This is a genomic window from Sphaerimonospora mesophila (genome assembly GCF_001417795.1).
In the GTDB taxonomy this organism is placed as follows: Bacteria; Actinomycetota; Actinomycetes; order Streptosporangiales; family Streptosporangiaceae; genus Sphaerimonospora; species Sphaerimonospora mesophila.
In genome coordinates, this window is sequence record NZ_BCBX01000064.1 from 13298 (window position 1) to 29517 (window position 16220).

Genomic DNA, 16220 nt, shown 5'->3' on the forward strand with positions numbered 1-16220 from the left:
TTGGACAAAGGGAAGGCGAACGCGACCTTCGATCTCGTCGGGGAGCGGTGGCTGCCGGTCGAGCGCGTGGATGGCTCCCCCGACTGCCTGGGACTGAGGCAACTACTGCTGGAGGCGCGGGACATCCGGCGGCTGTCGGCCGAGACACCCACGGTGACCGCCGCGCTCTACCGCCTGGTGCTTGCCTTCGCGCACCGCGCCTACGGCCCCGCCGACAGCAGGGCGTGGGTCGAGTTGTGGGACGGGAAGTTCGCTCAGGAACCGCTGGATTCCTACCTGTCCCAGCACCCCGGGCGTTTCGATCTCTTCGATCCCGAGCGGCCGTTCCTGCAGTGCCCGGCGTTGGCGACCGGTAAGCCGACGGGCGCGGCCAAGCTCGTGCCCAGCCGTGCCGTCGGCAACAACGCCACCCTGTTCGATCACACCACCGCACGTGATCGAGTCGCCCTTGAGCCCGCGGAAGCCGCGCGATGGCTGATGACGGTGCACGCCTACGACCCGGGCGGCCTGAAGACCCCCTACAAAAAGGTCAAGTCGTCGGAGCGTGCCCCCGCGAACCTGTTTGGCATGGTGCTGGTCGAAGGGGCGTCGCTCCACGAGACCCTGCTCCTCAACATGCCGATCTACAAGCCCGAGTACGAGCAGCCGGAGCCCACTTCTCCCGAAGATCGGCCGCTGTGGGAAATGAACGAGCCTCCAAATCCAGAGCCGGATGAGCGGTCCCCGCTCGGATGGACCGACCTGCTCACCTGGCCCTCACGACGAGTGCTTCTGCTCCCGTACGACGATGGCGCTGGTGTAGTCGTCGACAGGGTCGTCATCACCCCGGGTACGCGCTTACGCGGTGACCTGGTGGACATCGAGCTGCTGGCCGCCTTTCGTCGGCCGCCCCGCAAGGCCAGGCAGAAGAAGAAGCGGGAGGATTTCCGTGCGGTGCGCCTGGATGGGCGCCGTGGCATCTGGCGACATACGGAAGCGTTCCTCCTGGCCGGCGATGAGGACACGCGACGCCGCCCCCGAGCGCTGGGCCATATCGCGCACCTCGTAGACAGCGGGACCATCCCGGAGGAGACCGTCTACACGATCCGGGTCTTCGGACAGCAGCTCGGATCCAAAGGCGCGGTGGTGGAGTCGTGGGCGGAAGAGGCCGTCTCCGCGCCGGTCGCGCTGCTGCGCGCACGTCATGCGCCGGTGGGTCCCATCATCGGCCATGCCGTCGATCTCGCCGATCAGGCCGGTGGCGCCCTTCGCGACATGGATCGTGACTTCTGCACGGCGATGCAAGCGGAGCCGGGCGTGGGCATCGACCTTCCGTACTGGGCGCAGCTGCCGCAGCCCTTCGACGAGTTCCTCCGCAAGCTGGCGGAGGTACGCCGCAACGGGCAACCGGAAACGGATGCGATCCAGGACTGGGCGCGGGCCGTGCGGAAGGCGGCCACCGCCGTCGCGGACCGCTGGGCCTATGGATCCCCCCGTAAGGGACGCAACCTATCCGAAGCCGGCAAGCAGTTCGGCAGGTTCACCGGCATGCTGCACCACCTTACGGAAGTGTTCGTCGCGAAAGCCATGAACTACGTCGAAGAGGAGGTTTCTTCTTGATCCCCCAGGCGTCCTCCATGGAGGAGATCCGCCAACGGCGCCGTCGATTCATCAACCACCTGTACGGATTGCACGCCAAGCTCGAGTCCGGGCGGCAGCATCAGACCGCCGAGGCCCGACGTGAACTGGCCCTGCTGCGCCGTTCTCTCACCGGCGGCCGCCAGGAGGCGGACGCGTACGCGGTGGTCTTTCCCTACGACCCTCCGGTCGACGAGCAACAGGCATGGTTGCTCGTGGCCGGTCTGTTCGCGCTGCATCCCCAGCCCCGGCCGCGAAGGACGCCCGACCCATCAGGTGCACAACGCCGGCCATCCCCCTCCATCGGCGTGTCCATGAGGCGGCTCGTCGAACGCCGAAGCTCCGCGGAACGCAGATTTCTTCAGCTGCTGGGCGTCGACCACACGGCCCTGCCGCACTACCTCAGGCAGGCCGTGCAACTCCTGCACACCGAAAACATTCCGCTCGACTATGACCGGCTGCTCAATGACGTGGTGACCCTGATGAGCGAGCACCACGACCTGGAGCGTGCCCATCGCGTACGGCTGTCATGGGCCCGAGACTTCCACCGTCAGACCCGTGAAACCCCGGCGGACGTCCCCGCCGCCCCGGCCACCTGACCATTCCCCTGTAGGAGAACTAATGATCATCGAGCTTCACCTGCTGCAGTCGTTTCCGGTCAGCAACCTCAACCGTGACGACATCGGACAGCCCAAGACGGCCACCTTCGGCGGGGTCACCCGCGGGCGGATCTCCAGCCAGAGTCTGAAGCGAGCAGCCCGGCAGCTGTTCAACCAGTACGGGCTCAGCACCGACGAGACCGGCGTGCGCACCAAGCGACTCCTGGACAACGCCGCCAGGCTGCTTGTCGACCAACGCGGCCGCGATGCCGAGCACAGCCAGGTGGTAGTGGGCGCAGGACTGGAGGCGCTCGGTTTCGGCGTCGACGCCGGCACCAGGCTCACTCAATACCTCCTGTTCGTCGGCCCAAAGGCGAGTGAACTGCTGGCCGACTTCTGCGATCGCCAGTGGGACCGGCTCGAGAAGGCGGCCGCAGCGAAGGCAGCGGAGGCGAAGAAGGCGGCAGCCAAGAAGAAGACCGGGGACTCCGACGAACCGGAGAGCGCCGCCAAGAGCAAGAAGATCAAGCCGGACAAGGAGACACTGGCAGAGGCACAGAGGATCCTGGACGCCCAGAAGGTCGCCGACATCGCACTGTTCGGACGAATGATCGCCGACAACAAGGACTTCAACGTTGAAGCCGCCTCCCAGGTGGCCCACGCCCTGTCCACCCACGCCGTCGTCAACGAGTTCGACTACTACACCGCCGTCGACGACCTCAAACCGCAAGACGAATCCGGAGCCGACATGATCGGCACCGTCGACTTCAACAGCGCCTGCTACTACAGGTACGCCAACCTCGACTTGCATCAGCTGACCAAAAACCTCGACAGGGACGTCGACCTGACCATGCGTACGGCACGGGCATGGCTGTACGCCCTCATCCACGCCGTCCCCACCGGCAAGCAGAACTCCATGGCTGCCCGGACCATGCCGGACACCTTGATCGGGGTCAGCCGCGAGACGGGAGCCTGGAACCTGGCCAACGCCTTCCTCCGACCAGTCACCGGCTCCGACCTCATGGACCTGTCCACCCAGCGGCTGATCGAGCACCTGGGGCAGTTGCGCAGCTTCTACGGAGGCAAGGACATGTCCGTGACAGCCGCCTCGGTCACCGGCACGCTTCCCGGCATCGACGAAGCCGAGCGGGCCGCGACCCTGGAGGAGTTCGGCAGCCGGGTCCTGGCTTCCATCGAGGCCTGATCGATGACCTTCTCCCTGGCACTCTGCCTCGACGCACCCATGCAGTCCTGGGGCATCCGATCCCGCTTCACCATGCGCGAGACCACCAGAGAACCCACCAAGTCAGGCATGGTGGGTCTGCTCGGCGCCGCCCTCGGGATCCCTCGCGACGACGAGAAGGAACTGCGCCGGCTGGCGAGCTTGCGCATGGCCGTACGGGTGGATCGCGAAGGCATCCTGGAGCGGGACTACCACACGGCACAGAACGTCCCCACCACGGCCGGGACAGGCCACCGTACCGTGGTCAGCGAACGGTATTACCTGGCCGATGCACTGTTCCTCGTCGTGCTCGAAGGGGACGAGGCCACGCTCACCAAAACCGCCGCGGCCGTGCAACATCCACACTGGCCCTTGTGCTTCGGACGCAAGCCCTTCGTACCGGCCCGCCCGCTGACCCGCACCGGCCGCCCCGGAGAACCACGCACCGGTGAAGGTCTTCAGGAAACGCCTCTCGACACGGTTCTGCGTGAGCACCCCTGGCTGGAAACACACCCCAAGGCACACGATCGGGCGCTTGCCGATCTGGAGCGCGGCGAGACCATCGAGCTGCGCACGATGATCGAATGTGACGCAACCGCCCCCGGAGCCGAACCGAGACACGACCAACCCATCTCCCTCGTCCGGCACGATCGGCGCTTCACGACCCGCTCCGTACTGTCCGGATACGTCGCACTTACCGAGGAAATGATTTCGGCAGGAGACTCGGGTGTTCCTGAGCAAGCTCAAGATTGACGTGACCTCGCGGGAGTTCCGCCGCGACTACGCCGACGTACACCAGATGCACCGCACGGTGATGGCGGCATTCCCACAAGTGGACGGTGAGCAGCCACCACGACAACAGCACGGCGTGCTCTGGAGGCTCGATCAGAGTCAGCAGGGATACCTGCTGTATGTGCAAAGCCGCGTCGAGCCCGACTGGTCTGGCCTACCGAAGCACTACCTCACCGAGCCGCACCAGGTGCGGGACCTGCAGCCTCTCTTCGACGCCATTACGGGTGGCCACCGCTTCGCGTTTCGCCTGGTGGCCAACCCCACAAGGGCCGTCAAGCGCGACGAGAAGCAGCAGAGCAAGCGAGCCGAGCAGGGAAAGCGGGATCAGCCACGCCGTGTCGTTCACCGCAACCCTGAGGCTCAGATCGACTGGCTGATCCGTCAGGGGGAACGCAATGGCTTCGTCATCCCAATGGGCAGAAACGGCCGACCCGACATAGCCCCTTCTCCGGCTTTCCGGATGCAGGGCAAGAGCTACCTCGGAGATGAGGCACAGAAAGTCAGCGTCGATCGCGTCCGCTACGACGGCCATTTGATCGTCACCGAGCCAGATCTCTTCGCCTCAGCCGTTAGAGACGGCATCGGTCGGGGCAAGGCCTACGGCTGCGGCTTGCTCAGCCTCGCTCCAGTCCAGAGATGAAGCAAGGTCCACACCTTGTAACGGAATAGCCCCTAACCGGGCAATCTTGCTGGGGCGAGCCGCCCTGACCAGACCGGAACCGGTCGTAGGGAGGACGTTTTGTGCTCCTCCGACTGCTTCCCGCTTGGGCGGCTACCCCCACGGAGGTGGGGAGGACGAGGCCGATCGGGCCGCGAAGATGTAGCCGCGCGGCTCACCCCCACGGGCGTGGGGAGGACAGCACCGCCGGAGTCACCGCGACGGTCCACTCCGACTCACCCCCACGGGCGTGGGGAGGACCTGGGTCGCGTCCAGGCTGCCGACCGAGAAACCGGCTCACCCCCACGGGCGTGGGGAGGACACAGTGCCGGACATGCGATCAAGGAAGACGCCCGGCTCACCCCCACGGAGGTGGGGAGGACGAGGCCGATCGGGCCGCGAAGATGTAGCCGCGCGACTCACCCCCACGGGCGTGGGGAGGACTGTTTTCCGTGTGGCGATGGTGGAGCGTCCACCGGCTCACCCCCACGGGCGTGGGGAGGACGCGAGATGTTCGATGTCCGCGACTCGGGGCAGCGGCTCACCCCCACGGGCGTGGGGAGGACACTTCCCGACCTGCGGGTTCACAATCTCACTTGTACTTTTTGAAGCGAGGAATGTGGCGGTTGGGCGGGGCTATACACCTGATCAAATATAGCCGCTGGGCACCGACGCCGCCCCTGACCGACCCGATAGTGAATGCCGGATCACCGATCGGGCGGGACGGGGCGCTGGTGTTATTCGCGACCGTCTTCGGGTGCGTAGCCGTACTGCAGGTAGGCGGTGTGGCCTGTTTCGGCGGCCTGCAGGCAGGCGTCGATACGGCGTGCCATGTGAGGGGCCAGTCGGGCGGTCTGCTCCTGGCGAGTGGACCAGGCTACGGCCGACAGCTCCTCGTCGCAGAGTCGGACGGCGGTTGCCTCGGCCGGGCTCAGGACGCCGCCGTCGAACACGAAGTTGACCAGCGGGGGCTGTCCGTCGCTTTGCGCGGGGAGGACGTCGACGGCCAGCAGCCTGCCCGGGTGAAGGGTCAGGCCGATCTCCTCTCTCACCTCGCGGACGGCGGCCTCCCAGGGGTATTCACCGTGTTCGAGGGCACCGCCGGGTATCTCCCAGGTATCGGAGCGGTAGGTGGGCTGGACCAGCAGCACCCGGCCGTCGCCGTCACGGAGTACGACGCCTGCGCCGACCAGGTGGTGGGGCAGCCGGGCATAGTACTCAGCAGGAGGCAGAGGCGGCTTGGCCATAGGACGACGGTAACCGCCGGTCCCGGGCATCCCCGCCGAAGCCGGCAAAGCGCGTTCCCGATCTGCATCTCTCGACGGTCGCATCCGGGCGCCGTCCCGGTCTGCCGCGCCGCTACGTCTGGGGGCTACCCAGAGGGAGCATCAGTACGTCCATCCAGGGCGCGGCGGGCCAGCCTGGGCGGAGGCGGGCGACCGGGCGCCAGCCCCATCGGGTGTAGGCGGCGTACGCGGTGGTGTTGTCCGGCCGCACCAGGAGGGTGGCCCGCTTTTCTGGACGGTCGGCGAGGAGCTGGTCGTGCAGCGCGCGGGCGATTCCCTTGCCGGTCCACGCCCGCCGGACCATGATCTCGGAGAGGGCGAAGGTGCGCCGGCCGTCTTCGACGGCGAAGCCCGGCTCCGGTTCGGCTTCCAGCCCGTCCCACCACCGGGTGTCCGGCGTGAGGGGCCAGCCCCAGGCCTGGCCGACCGGCTCGTCCCCGTCGTAGGCGATGACCAGGTCGAAGCCGTCTCGCCTGATGTAGGCGTCGAAGCGGGTCATGAACGCCTCGTCGCCGGCGAAGGTCTCGCCGGTGGCGATGCGTTCGGCGTAGGCGTCGCGGTGGATCAGCGAGACGACGTCACGCCGGGCGCGAGCACCGGTGGCGTCATAGTGGTCGAAGGTGATCGTGTCGGGTACGGCCATGGCTGTCTGCTCCGGTTCAGGCGGAGATGGGGGCGAGCATGCGAGCTGCCTCGTCGAAGCGCTCGCAGAACTCCTCATCCGTTTGTGCTGCCTTGCGTACGGGGCGCAGCTCATTGAGCACCCGCACCGATGTCAGCCGCCCGCCCAGCTCGGGCAAGATGGCCATCCCCTCCTGGATCGCGGTCCGGTGGTCGCCCGCGGCCGAGGTCGCCGAGGCGAGGCGGGCCTGGTAGTAGGCGCGGTCACGAGGGGAGCGATCGGAGTCGCTGACAACTGTGCGGTACAGGTCGGCCGCGCGGGCCGGGTCGCCGAGCTGGATCCGTCCCATCGCTTCGTACCCGGTGATCTCAGACGGGGTGACGAAGGCGGTCCACGAATGCTCGGTGTCGGGATCGGGGCCGCGGTCCAGCTCATGACGGGCGTGCGAAATCGCTCTGCGGAAGGCCACCTCGTCGTCGAGTTGGGCGTAGGCGAGGGCCTGCCGGAGGGAGATCAGCGCGTGCAGGGTGGGTGTGCGGGAGTGACGGGCGGCGTCGGCTGCCCGGTCGGCGAAGCGCAGGGCCTCGCGTGCGGCGCCGCGGCGGCCGGTCACCCGGGCCAGGTGGGTGGCCTGCTGGGCCATGTTCACGTACACGTGAACGATCATGTGAGTGTCGCCGGAGCTTCCGGCCAGCAGCGCGGCCTCGCCGTACAGCGCGCGGGCGAGCGGCTGGTTGCCCGCGTCGTAGGCGAGCCAGGCGCTGACGAGGCCGAGGTCGGCGGCCACGACGAGCAGTTCTCGACCGACCTGCGCGGTGTAATCCGACTCATCGAGCATCGCCCGGGCTCGGGCGAAGGTTTTCCTGGCCTGACTCAGCAGACAGGCTCCGCCGACGGTGCGGTCCTGGCTGCGTAACCGTTCAAGAACGGCATGCAGGTACCGCACATGCGCGCGGTCGACGCGCACGGGAGGAGGCAGCAGCGCGGACACGGCCAGACCGGTGGCCACCGCGCCGAATTCCCGACGATCGAGATCCACATCAACCCCCCAGAACCCGGCCGCATCGTCGCTTTCCAGACGTGCGTCCTCCCGGCCGAGTATCAGCGGCAGCAACGCCGAGCGCGGCATCCCGAGCTCGTCACACACCCGCAGGATCTCGCGCACGTCGTGGAAAGTGAACCGCTGACGCCGTTCGATCTTCGTAACCACCGACTGCGACCAGCCCAGCAGGTTGCCGAAGTCGAGCTGACTCATCCCCGACGCCCCGCGCAGAATCGCCAGCACCGCGCCCATATCGACCCGGGCGAGCGCCTGACGCAGCGGAAGCGAGTCCCAGATCCACGTCGGGGTGACGCCGCCCGATTCGCGGGCCGCCCGAAGACAGGGCCCGCACAGCGGCTCGCTGTTGTACCGGCTGATCTTGGCGTAGCGGCACGCCGGACAGACCCGATCGCTGTTCGCGCTGCGTTCCACCCGGCTTCCTCCACCAGCCAGTGATGCACGTCGTTGGCCGTCCCGGTTCCGCCGCCACGCCCGGCGAAACGATCTCACGGTAACCACGGCCCGGCGTCCTCGTAGGCCGATTCGGCCTACTGGGCCGCGGCGCGGTCAGGACACAACCGCGTTGGCGGCCGAGGCGGCGGTCGCCAGGCTCACAGCAGTACATCAGCGTGATCCGCATGTCGCTCACGGTCACCGCGACGTGGCGTACTTCCCCCCGACACGCCTGCTCAAGAGCCTGAAGGAGAGACCATGCTCGCGATCAGCGGCGTCCAGGACGGCGAGTTCGGCCGCGAGCGGCCGGCCGATCACGCTCAGGCTCCGTCTCTCCCGGCGTAGCACCGGTGAGGGTGTGGTGGCCGGTTCCCCTCACGGCCACCGGTACGACCCCGGACCGCGGTGGTTCGGGGAGTTCCTACAGTGAAGGGTTTCGTCGTGGATGTCGTATCTGATCCACGTCTGAGCCGCCTCGATGGGGCTCGCGTGCTCGTGACCGGCGGCGGAGGGCTCGTCGGCAGCCGGGTCGTGCGACTGCTCACCGCCGTCGGCGCGGCGCCGGTGGTGCTGGACCGCATGGACGCCTACCCGCACCCGGTCCGTGCCCTGTTCGGCCTGGACGAGGGGACGGAGATCGTCCTCGGTGACGTACGGGAGGCCGCGACCGTGCGCGCGCTGGTCCGGGGAGCGGACTACGTGATTCACGCCGCGGCCTACGCCGATGTCGCCGCCTGCACACGGAAACCGGCGGTCGCGTTCGCCGCCAACGTCGCCGGCACGCAGACCGTTCTCCAGGAGATCCTGACCGCCCGCACGGTGAGGCGGCTGGTGTTCGTCTCCTCGGCATCGGTCTACGGGGACGGCGCCGGTGGCGTCGCCGAGTTCGCCGAAGACCGGCCCATGCACCCCATCAGCGTGTACGCCAATTCCAAGGCGTGGGGCGAGCAGCAGGTCCGCCTGATGCTCGTCGGTAGCGGCACGGACTACACCGTGTTGCGCTACTTCTCGGTGTACGGCGATCCGCAGGTGCCCAAACCCGGATCGCACTCGTGGATGGTGGCGTGCCTGTCGATGCGCGCGCACCTGGGGCTGCCGCTGCTGCTCAACGGGGGCGGACATCAGGTGCGGGACATGGTGCACGTGGAGGACGTCGTCCGTGCGACAGTGCTGGCGCTGGTCGCCGATCGTGCGGCGGGGCGGACCGTCAATGTCGGCACCGGAATCGCCACGTCGGTGCGGGCCATCGCGCAGCGCATCGCCGCCCACTATCCGGGTACGCGGCTGGTGGATGCGCCCCGCCCGCCGGGCGACCCCCTCGGCGGTTACGCCGCGACCACCCGCAGCCGGGAGCTGCTCGGCTGGCGGCCGCACATCGCCGTGGCCGACGGGATCGACCGGTACGTCGCCTGGTTGCGCGCCAACCCCACCGCGATCCCCGCGTGGCTGAGCGCCGACCGGGCCGTCGCCTGACCACTCCCTGCCCCGCTGGCCGAACTCCGCGCCGATCGGGCCTCGGCGGGGCGCCCGCCTTACGATCGAAGATCTTGAGAGGGCCTTCGTGACCTCACCACCGCTGCACGAACTCGCCGGCCAGGGGAGGCTACCTGGCCACCAGCGCATGGACCGGGCCACTCTGGCCTGGATCGAAGCCAACCGCCCGGCCATGGACTTCGGCTCTATACCCGTGCCGCGCCGGGCTCTGCCCCTGCTCCTGGTGCCGTCGGCCGCCTGGTTCACCGACGCGCGCCAGGCCGACTCCATTCACGGCATCGGACACAGCGCCCGGGTGAGCCTGTTGGCGTCGCTGCTGGCCGAACAGCATCAGTTCGACGAGCAGGACACGATCGCCCTGTGCATGGCCGCCGCCGTCCACGATTGCCGTCGGCGCGACGACCGGGACGACCCCGGGCATGGGCGCCGGGCCGCCCGCTGGTTCGCGCGTAACCACCACAAGGTAGGGATCACCTTCGGACGCCTCTTGCCGCCGGTGACCGTGGCGCGGGCGGTCACCGCGATCGCCCTGCACGACATCGCGTACGCCGCGTTCACGCCGGCTGACCGGGAAGCCGCTCGTGAGGCCTGGCCGCTGGTCGATCTCCTCAAGGCGGCCGACGCCCTGGACCGCTACCGGCTGCCATGCCGACGCTGGTGGCCCGACCCCTCCCACCTGCGGGTCGACATCCCCTGGTGGTTACACGCGGTGGCGTTCGACCTGATGCTGGCCACCGAGCAGGCCCGGCTGGACGGCATCCCCTACGCCCAGGCGCTCGACCAGGCCCGGCGTGCTCTCTTCCCCCAGGAGGGGCACGCTGATGCACGACCGTGAATGGGACTACGCCCACACCGACTTCGCCGCTCCCGCCGACCGGCCCGCCCCGGCCGGGCTCGCCGACAGCGAGAGCGACTGGCGCCGCCACCTGGAGGGCCGGACACCCAACGGCTGGCTGCTGCGGGACAACGCCATGCTGGAAGCGCTGACCGGCGGGCGACCGATCTACTTGATGCACACCACAGCGGCGCTGGATCTGATCCGCTCCACCGGCCAGGTGTGCGCGTCCGCCGGCTGCCTGGTCGGGGCCATCTACTGCGCCCCGCTCACGAAAACGCCCACCGGTCTGCGCCCCCACAACCTGGGGTCGTACCTCTTGGAGACCAAGCGCGACACCCGAACCCTGGTCTTCCAGATCACCCCGGACGCGCCGGTCCCCGCCAAAGGCCTGGACTACCTGCGGCTGGGCGGCATCCACCTGCGGACCTACCTCACTTACCGCGGCGTCCTCACCGACGCCGAGGACGCGCAACTCCGCCAGGCGGCCGTGGCGCGCCTCCGCGCGGCGGCCGGTTTCCTCGACGTCCTGCTGGCCAACGCCTGCGGCACCGGCACGCCCCGCGAGGAGTTCGTCGACCGGCTCGCCGCCACCGTGCCGCACCTCCCCTTCCTCGGCTACCTCTACTTCGAGGTGCTCGCCGAGTACCTGATGCTCCACTCGACGGCACCCGAGACGAAGGAGTACGCCCAGGCGGGGGAGATGAACAACCGCCTGTACAAGCGCCTGGCGTTCTCGGCCGTGACCGGCATGGGACGCCTGTTCGACCTTGCCCAGTTCGGCCCCGACCACGACCGGCTCGTGCACCTCATCAGCCAGGTCGAGCCCGCTCTGGCCCCGGGCGCGGCCGAATACGTTCGGCGGCGCCTGTCACACCTGTTCGCCTGCCTGGCGCTCGCCCCGTCCCAGGACGCCGCGTCCGTCACATTCCACGGCATGGACCTCGACACGCTCACCGAGATCTCGCCGCACCTGCTCGGCCACACGATCTTCCACCAGATGCGGTGGCTCCCGCGCTACCCGCAGCTGTTCCACACCTTCGAGCAGGCCAAAAGCCTGGAGGCGTACGCCTACTGGAACGCCCACGGAATTCCCACCCCGTTCAACGGCCGCCTGCCGAAAGGGGAGATCGGCATCAACCCGGCCTACCCGGCCGCCGGGTGGGCGGTGTGGGTGGCGGAGATCTGCGAGCGGGGCCTGCTCCACCCGGTCGAGCGGCTGGATGTGGCCTTCGTCCCACGCCTGACCGATCTCCATCTGACCGCCCTGGGCAGGGCCCGCCATTCCCGCGGCCCCCGGCCCGTCCACTGACACAGCCACCTGGAAGGAACCTCACCGCTGTGCGTATCGTCCTGCTCGGCGGAGCCGGATACATCGGCGCCGTCGCCACCCGCCATCTGGCCGCGCTCGGTCACCACGTCACCGTGGTCGACGGGCTGATCTATCACCGCGACGACGACCCCCGCCGCCTGCTGCCCGACGCCGAGACGTTCGTACGCGCCGACCTGCGCGACCCGTTGGCGCTGCGCCGGGCGGTGACCGGGGCGGACGCGGTCGTGCATCTCGGCGGCCTGGTGGGGGAGCCCGCCTGCGCCGTCGACGAGCGGCTGGCCGTCGAGCTCAACTACGCCTCTCCGATCATCGCCGCCGAGGCCGCCACCGCCGCCGACGTCCCCCACTACGTGTTCTTCTCCTCCTGCAGCGTCTACGGCAGCCGCGACGGAACCGTCGACGAGGACACCGCACCCAACCCCCTGGGCATCTACGCTCGCACCAAGGTCCTGGCCGAGCGGCGCCTGGCCGGCATGCTGGAGGGCACCGCCCTGACGGTGCTACGGCTGGCGACCGTGCACGGACGATCTCCACGCCAGCGCCTGGACTCGGTCGTCAACCGCATGACCGCGCAGGCCATCGCGACCGGGCGCATCCCGCTCAACGGCGGCGCACAGCGGCGCCCCCTGGTACACGTCACCGACGTGGCCGAGATCCTCGCCCTCATGCTCAACGCCCCCGGAGGCCACCGGACCTTCAACCTGGGCTCCGACCGGGAGAACTTCACCATCGCGGAGATCGCCGAGACCGTGCAGACCGCAGTGCCCACATCGCGAATCGACCGCGGCCCGGAGCGGGACGAGGCGGACGCGCGCGACTACCGGACGTCCTTCGCCCGGCTGGCGACCGCGTTCCCCGACGCCTGCACCACCCGCCTCTCCCAGGGAGTACGCGAGATCGCCGACGCGATGGACGCCAAAGAACTGGGCGACCCGGACCTACCCGAGTACGACAACTTCCGCGGCCTGACGGCCTCCCGCAACGCCGGACGCATCACCGCGGTCCGCTCACTCGCGTGCGAGCGCCTGCACGCCGAGTACGCCGCCGCCGATTGGAGCACCCAGTGACCCAGTCGGTTGAGACGCGGCCACCGTTCCTGCCCTGGAACCGCCCCTCCATCGGAATCGAGGAGATCGCCGAGGTCACCGACACCCTCCGCTCCGGCTGGCTCACCCACGGCCCGAAGGCCACCCGATTCGAGCAGGCCGTACGGGACACCCTCGGCGTCGCCGACGCCTTCGCCGTGTCCTCCTGCACCGCGGCCCTCCACCTGGCCTTCCTCGCCGCCGGCATCGGCGACGGCGACGAGGTCATCACCCCGGCCCTGACCTTCTGCGCGGCACCGAACGCACTCCTGCAGACCGGAGCCCGCCCCGTCTTCGTCGACGTCGAACCCGTCACCTTCAACATCGACCCGAAGGCAGCCGAAGACGCGATCACCGACCGTACGAAAGCCATCGTGGTCATGCACTACGGTGGGCACCCCTGCGACCTGCTCGCGTTCCGCGAGCTCGCCGACGACCATGGGCTCCTGCTGATCGAGGACGCCGCCCACGCCCTGTACGCCGGCTGCGACGGGAGGCGGGCCGGCAGCGTCGGCGACCTCGCCACCTTCAGCTTCTACGCGAACAAGGTGATGACCACCGGCGAAGGCGGCATGCTCGCCGGCCGCAGCGACCTGGTCCAGCGCGCCCGCCTGCTGGGCCGGCACGGCATCGACTCCTCGATATGGCAGCGGCACGGCACCCGCAGCACCGCCGACTACGAAGTGATCGCACCCGGCCTGAAGTACGTGATGCCCGACATCACCGCGGCCATCGGGATCCAGCAGTTCCGCAAACTGCCCGCCTTCACCGCCCGCCGCGCCGAAATCGCCGCCACCTACACCCGGGCCCTGGCCGACCTGCCCGGCCTGGCCACGCCGACCGTGCTGCCCGGCGTCCAGCATGGCTGGTTCCTCTACTCGATCTTCATCGACCCCGACAGCGCACCACTCACACGCGACCAGGTCGCCGAACACCTCCGGACCGAATACGCGATCGGGACCAGCAGACACTTCAAACCCGTGCATATGTTGCGGGTCTACCGCGGGGCCGGCACGCATCCGCTGCCCAACACCGAAACGGCCGCGGCTCGCCAGCTCTCCCTGCCCTGCTACCCCGCCATGACCTCGCACGAGACGGATCGGGTCATCAGCGCCGTTCACGCTCTGTGGAACCGGTCGGCCTGAGCAGAGCACGGAGGAAACAGAGACGACCGCTCCAGCACTCCAAGATGTACGGCTCCGCGCATCAGGGAAAGCGCCACGTCCCTCGTGTTCACGCCGACGTGCAGGCCGTACGTCGTTAGGGTGATCGGAAGAACCACCATGCCCGCCTCGAGGCTTCCCCGGCGGGTGGCACCCCTTCCACGCACCGAGCTGTCGCATCTCTCGGGGAGACATGATGACCAGCCCGAAGCCCACCATCGACGTGGTGGTCCTCACCATGAACGACCGTTTCGAGGCGTTCAGGCAGGCGATGGCTTCCCTCCTCGTCCAGCAAGACGTCGATTTACGTGTGGTCATCGTCGGAAACGGAGTCGAGCCCGACCACGTCCCCGCTGGCGTGCACACCGTGACGCTGCCCGAGAACACGGGCATCCCCCAGGGCCGCAACATCGGCGCGGACGAACTCGCCGGCTCGGGCTGCGGCGAGTTCATCTTCTTCTCGACAACGACGCCGTCCTCCCCACGCCCGACACGCTCGCCCGGCTCGTCGCCGAAGCCCGCCGCCACCCCGAAGCCGCCTACATCCAACCCCGAATCGCCGACCCCGACACCGGCGTCACCATGCGCCGCTGGATCCCGAGGCTGCGTGCCGGCGACGCCACCCGGCCCGGCACCATCACTGTCATGGCCGAAGGCGTCGTCCTCATCCGCCGCGCCGACTACGAGCAGGCGGGCGGCTGGCCGGGCCACTTCTTCCTCTTCCATGAGGGCATCGACCTGAGCTGGCGGCTATGGGACCTCGGGCGTACGGGCTGGTACGCCCCAGAGATCGTCATCCACCACCCCGCCACCGACCCCGCCCGGCACGTGCAGTACTACCGCCTTGTCGCTCGCAACCGCGTCTGGCTCGCCTACCGACGACTGCCCGCGCCCCTGATCCCCATCTACCTGGCGACCTGGACCCTGCTCAGCATCATCCGGATCCGGTCCCGTGTAAACCTCGGCGTCTGGTTCGCCGGCCTATGGGAAGGACTCAAGGGCGGACACGGACAGCGACGGCCGATGTCCTGGACCACTGTTCTGAGACTGACCCGCGCAGGCCGACCCCCGATCATCTGACCCACCAAGTGCGAACCGGTGAGAATCACCCCCACGGGCGTGGGGAGGACTCCGGCGTCAGGCCGAACAGCTCCCCGGTGTAGGGCTCACCCCCACGGGCGTGGGGAGGACGGCTTCCCGCGCTCGCCGCCACACTTGGGGCACGGCTCGCCCCCACGGGCGTGGGGAGGACGTGAGGTGGCCTGGTATCTGATCTCTCGTGGGAGGCTCACCCCCACGGGCGTGGGGAGGACAGTTGGGAGTCCGTGACCGGCGCGCCCTCTGCCGGCTCACCCCCATGGGCGTGGGGAGGACCCGCCGTCGACAATGGCGATCTCGTACTCGTCCGGCTCACCCCCATGGGCGTGGGGAGGACTCACCGCGCCTCCCCGAGAGCGGCGGTCAGCGCGGCTCACCCCCACGGGCGTGGGGAGGACTCACCGCGCCGCATCCAGGCTGTGATCGTCAGCCGGCTCACCCCCACGGGCGTGGGGAGGACCCGCACGCGGCCATGGCCGAGGTAGCGGCGTTCGGCTCACCCCCACGGGCGTGGGGAGGACCCGACCGGCTCGGCTTGGACGGCTTCTACCAGCGGCTCACCCCCACGGGCGTGGGGAGGACCGCCCCGGCAAGGGGTACGACACGCCCGCACCCGGCTCACCCCCACGGGCGTGGGGAGGACGCGAGCTCCACGGCCATGCGGTACCGGTCGAACGGCTCACCCCCACGGGCGTGGGGAGGACCCAGCTCGGCCCGTACGACGTGCCCGCCTACGGGGCTCACCCCCACGGGCGTGGGGAGGACTCGACGTAGCGGAACGGGTCGTCCTGCCACACCGGCTCACCCCCACGGGCGTGGGGAGGACTCGCCGCCGACCTTGGGGAGGCGCTGGCCCGGCGGCTCACCCCCACGGGCGTGGGGAGGACGTACTCAGGCAGGTCGGCGCCTGTGGCCACCGGG

14 protein-coding genes and 2 CRISPR repeat arrays are annotated in these 16220 nt (G+C 69.0%); of the genes, 11 read left to right on the forward strand and 3 right to left on the reverse strand.

From position 1 onward, the window contains the following. The 5 genes from casA to cas6e are packed head-to-tail and all read left to right on the forward strand — an operon-like array spanning position 1 to position 4870. Positions 1–1599: a type I-E CRISPR-associated protein Cse1/CasA gene (gene casA / locus AP234_RS33105; protein ID WP_055483708.1), complete on the forward strand. Its 1599-nt coding sequence runs from the start codon at positions 1–3 to the stop codon at positions 1597–1599. Beyond that, entirely contained in the window at positions 1596–2216 is a 621-nt protein-coding gene (gene casB, locus AP234_RS33110) for a type I-E CRISPR-associated protein Cse2/CasB (RefSeq protein WP_200926837.1), read from the forward strand. Before casA ends, casB begins: the two co-directional genes overlap by 4 nt. A 22-nt stretch (positions 2217–2238) precedes the next feature. Then, positions 2239–3420, forward strand: a complete 1182-nt coding sequence (gene cas7e, locus AP234_RS33115; protein WP_055483710.1) for a type I-E CRISPR-associated protein Cas7/Cse4/CasC — start codon at positions 2239–2241, stop codon at positions 3418–3420. A gap of 3 nt (positions 3421–3423) precedes the next feature. After that, on the forward strand, positions 3424–4191 hold the full coding sequence (gene cas5e / locus AP234_RS33120) for a type I-E CRISPR-associated protein Cas5/CasD (RefSeq protein WP_055483711.1): 768 nt from the start codon (positions 3424–3426) through the stop codon (positions 4189–4191). Continuing rightward, the gene (gene cas6e / locus AP234_RS33125) at positions 4166–4870 is read left to right on the forward strand and encodes a type I-E CRISPR-associated protein Cas6/Cse3/CasE (RefSeq protein WP_055483712.1); all 705 of its coding nucleotides are present in this window, start codon (positions 4166–4168) and stop codon (positions 4868–4870) included. The genes cas5e and cas6e overlap by 26 nt, the downstream gene beginning before the upstream one ends. 189 nt (positions 4871–5059) lie before the next feature. Then, a CRISPR array of direct repeats spans positions 5060–5454; the repeat unit is 29 nt; unit sequence CGGCTCACCCCCACGGGCGTGGGGAGGAC. Between the two features lie 171 nt (positions 5455–5625). Here cas6e and AP234_RS33130 read toward each other — a convergent pair. The 3 genes from AP234_RS33130 to AP234_RS33140 form a co-directional block, all read right to left on the reverse strand. Beyond that, positions 5626–6135, reverse strand: a complete 510-nt coding sequence (locus AP234_RS33130) for an NUDIX domain-containing protein (protein WP_055483713.1) — start codon at positions 6133–6135, stop codon at positions 5626–5628. Positions 6136–6247: 112 nt separating this feature from the next. After that, positions 6248–6817, reverse strand: coding sequence for a GNAT family N-acetyltransferase (locus tag AP234_RS33135; RefSeq protein ID WP_055483714.1), 570 nt, complete (start codon positions 6815–6817; stop codon positions 6248–6250). Positions 6818–6833: 16 nt separating this feature from the next. Further along, on the reverse strand, positions 6834–8270 hold the full coding sequence (locus AP234_RS33140; RefSeq protein WP_055483715.1) for a helix-turn-helix domain-containing protein: 1437 nt from the start codon (positions 8268–8270) through the stop codon (positions 6834–6836). 510 nt (positions 8271–8780) lie between these two features. On the opposite strand from AP234_RS33140, the gene AP234_RS33145 reads away from it, so the two are divergent. The 6 genes from AP234_RS33145 (at position 8781) to AP234_RS39050 (ending at position 15281) form a co-directional block, all read left to right on the forward strand. After that, on the forward strand, positions 8781–9764 hold the full coding sequence (locus tag AP234_RS33145; RefSeq protein WP_200926838.1) for an NAD-dependent epimerase/dehydratase family protein: 984 nt from the start codon (positions 8781–8783) through the stop codon (positions 9762–9764). Between the two features lie 88 nt (positions 9765–9852). Further along, a complete protein-coding gene (locus AP234_RS33150; protein WP_055483716.1) occupies positions 9853–10620 on the forward strand; it encodes an HD domain-containing protein in 768 nt (255 codons plus the stop codon). Next, positions 10607–11932: a hypothetical protein gene (locus AP234_RS33155; RefSeq protein WP_055483717.1), complete on the forward strand. Its 1326-nt coding sequence runs from the start codon at positions 10607–10609 to the stop codon at positions 11930–11932. Before AP234_RS33150 ends, AP234_RS33155 begins: the two co-directional genes overlap by 14 nt. 29 nt (positions 11933–11961) lie before the next feature. Then, positions 11962–13020: an NAD-dependent epimerase/dehydratase family protein gene (locus AP234_RS33160; RefSeq protein ID WP_055483718.1), complete on the forward strand. Its 1059-nt coding sequence runs from the start codon at positions 11962–11964 to the stop codon at positions 13018–13020. Next, positions 13017–14183, forward strand: a complete 1167-nt coding sequence (locus tag AP234_RS33165) for a DegT/DnrJ/EryC1/StrS family aminotransferase (RefSeq protein ID WP_055483719.1) — start codon at positions 13017–13019, stop codon at positions 14181–14183. Before AP234_RS33160 ends, AP234_RS33165 begins: the two co-directional genes overlap by 4 nt. Positions 14184–14783: 600 nt before the next feature. Continuing rightward, positions 14784–15281 (forward strand): glycosyltransferase family 2 protein, encoded by a 498-nt coding sequence (locus AP234_RS39050; protein ID WP_235558532.1) that lies wholly within the window; start codon positions 14784–14786, stop codon positions 15279–15281. Positions 15282–15302: 21 nt separating this feature from the next. After that, positions 15303–16186: a CRISPR direct-repeat array (repeat unit 29 nt; unit sequence CGGCTCACCCCCACGGGCGTGGGGAGGAC). The last annotated feature ends 34 nt before the right edge of the window (positions 16187–16220 follow it).

Coding starts and splice junctions, on each gene's coding strand:
- cas7e (WP_055483710.1), top strand. CDS start 2,239: ATGATCATCGAGCTTCACCTGCTGCAGTCGTTTCCGGTCAGCAACCTC.
- cas5e (WP_055483711.1), top strand. CDS start 3,424: ATGACCTTCTCCCTGGCACTCTGCCTCGACGCACCCATGCAGTCCTGG.
- AP234_RS33130 (WP_055483713.1), bottom strand. CDS start 6,135: ATGGCCAAGCCGCCTCTGCCTCCTGCTGAGTACTATGCCCGGCTGCCC.
- AP234_RS33135 (WP_055483714.1), bottom strand. CDS start 6,817: ATGGCCGTACCCGACACGATCACCTTCGACCACTATGACGCCACCGGT.
- AP234_RS33155 (WP_055483717.1), top strand. CDS start 10,607: ATGCACGACCGTGAATGGGACTACGCCCACACCGACTTCGCCGCTCCC.
- AP234_RS39050 (WP_235558532.1), top strand. CDS start 14,784: ATGCGCCGCTGGATCCCGAGGCTGCGTGCCGGCGACGCCACCCGGCCC.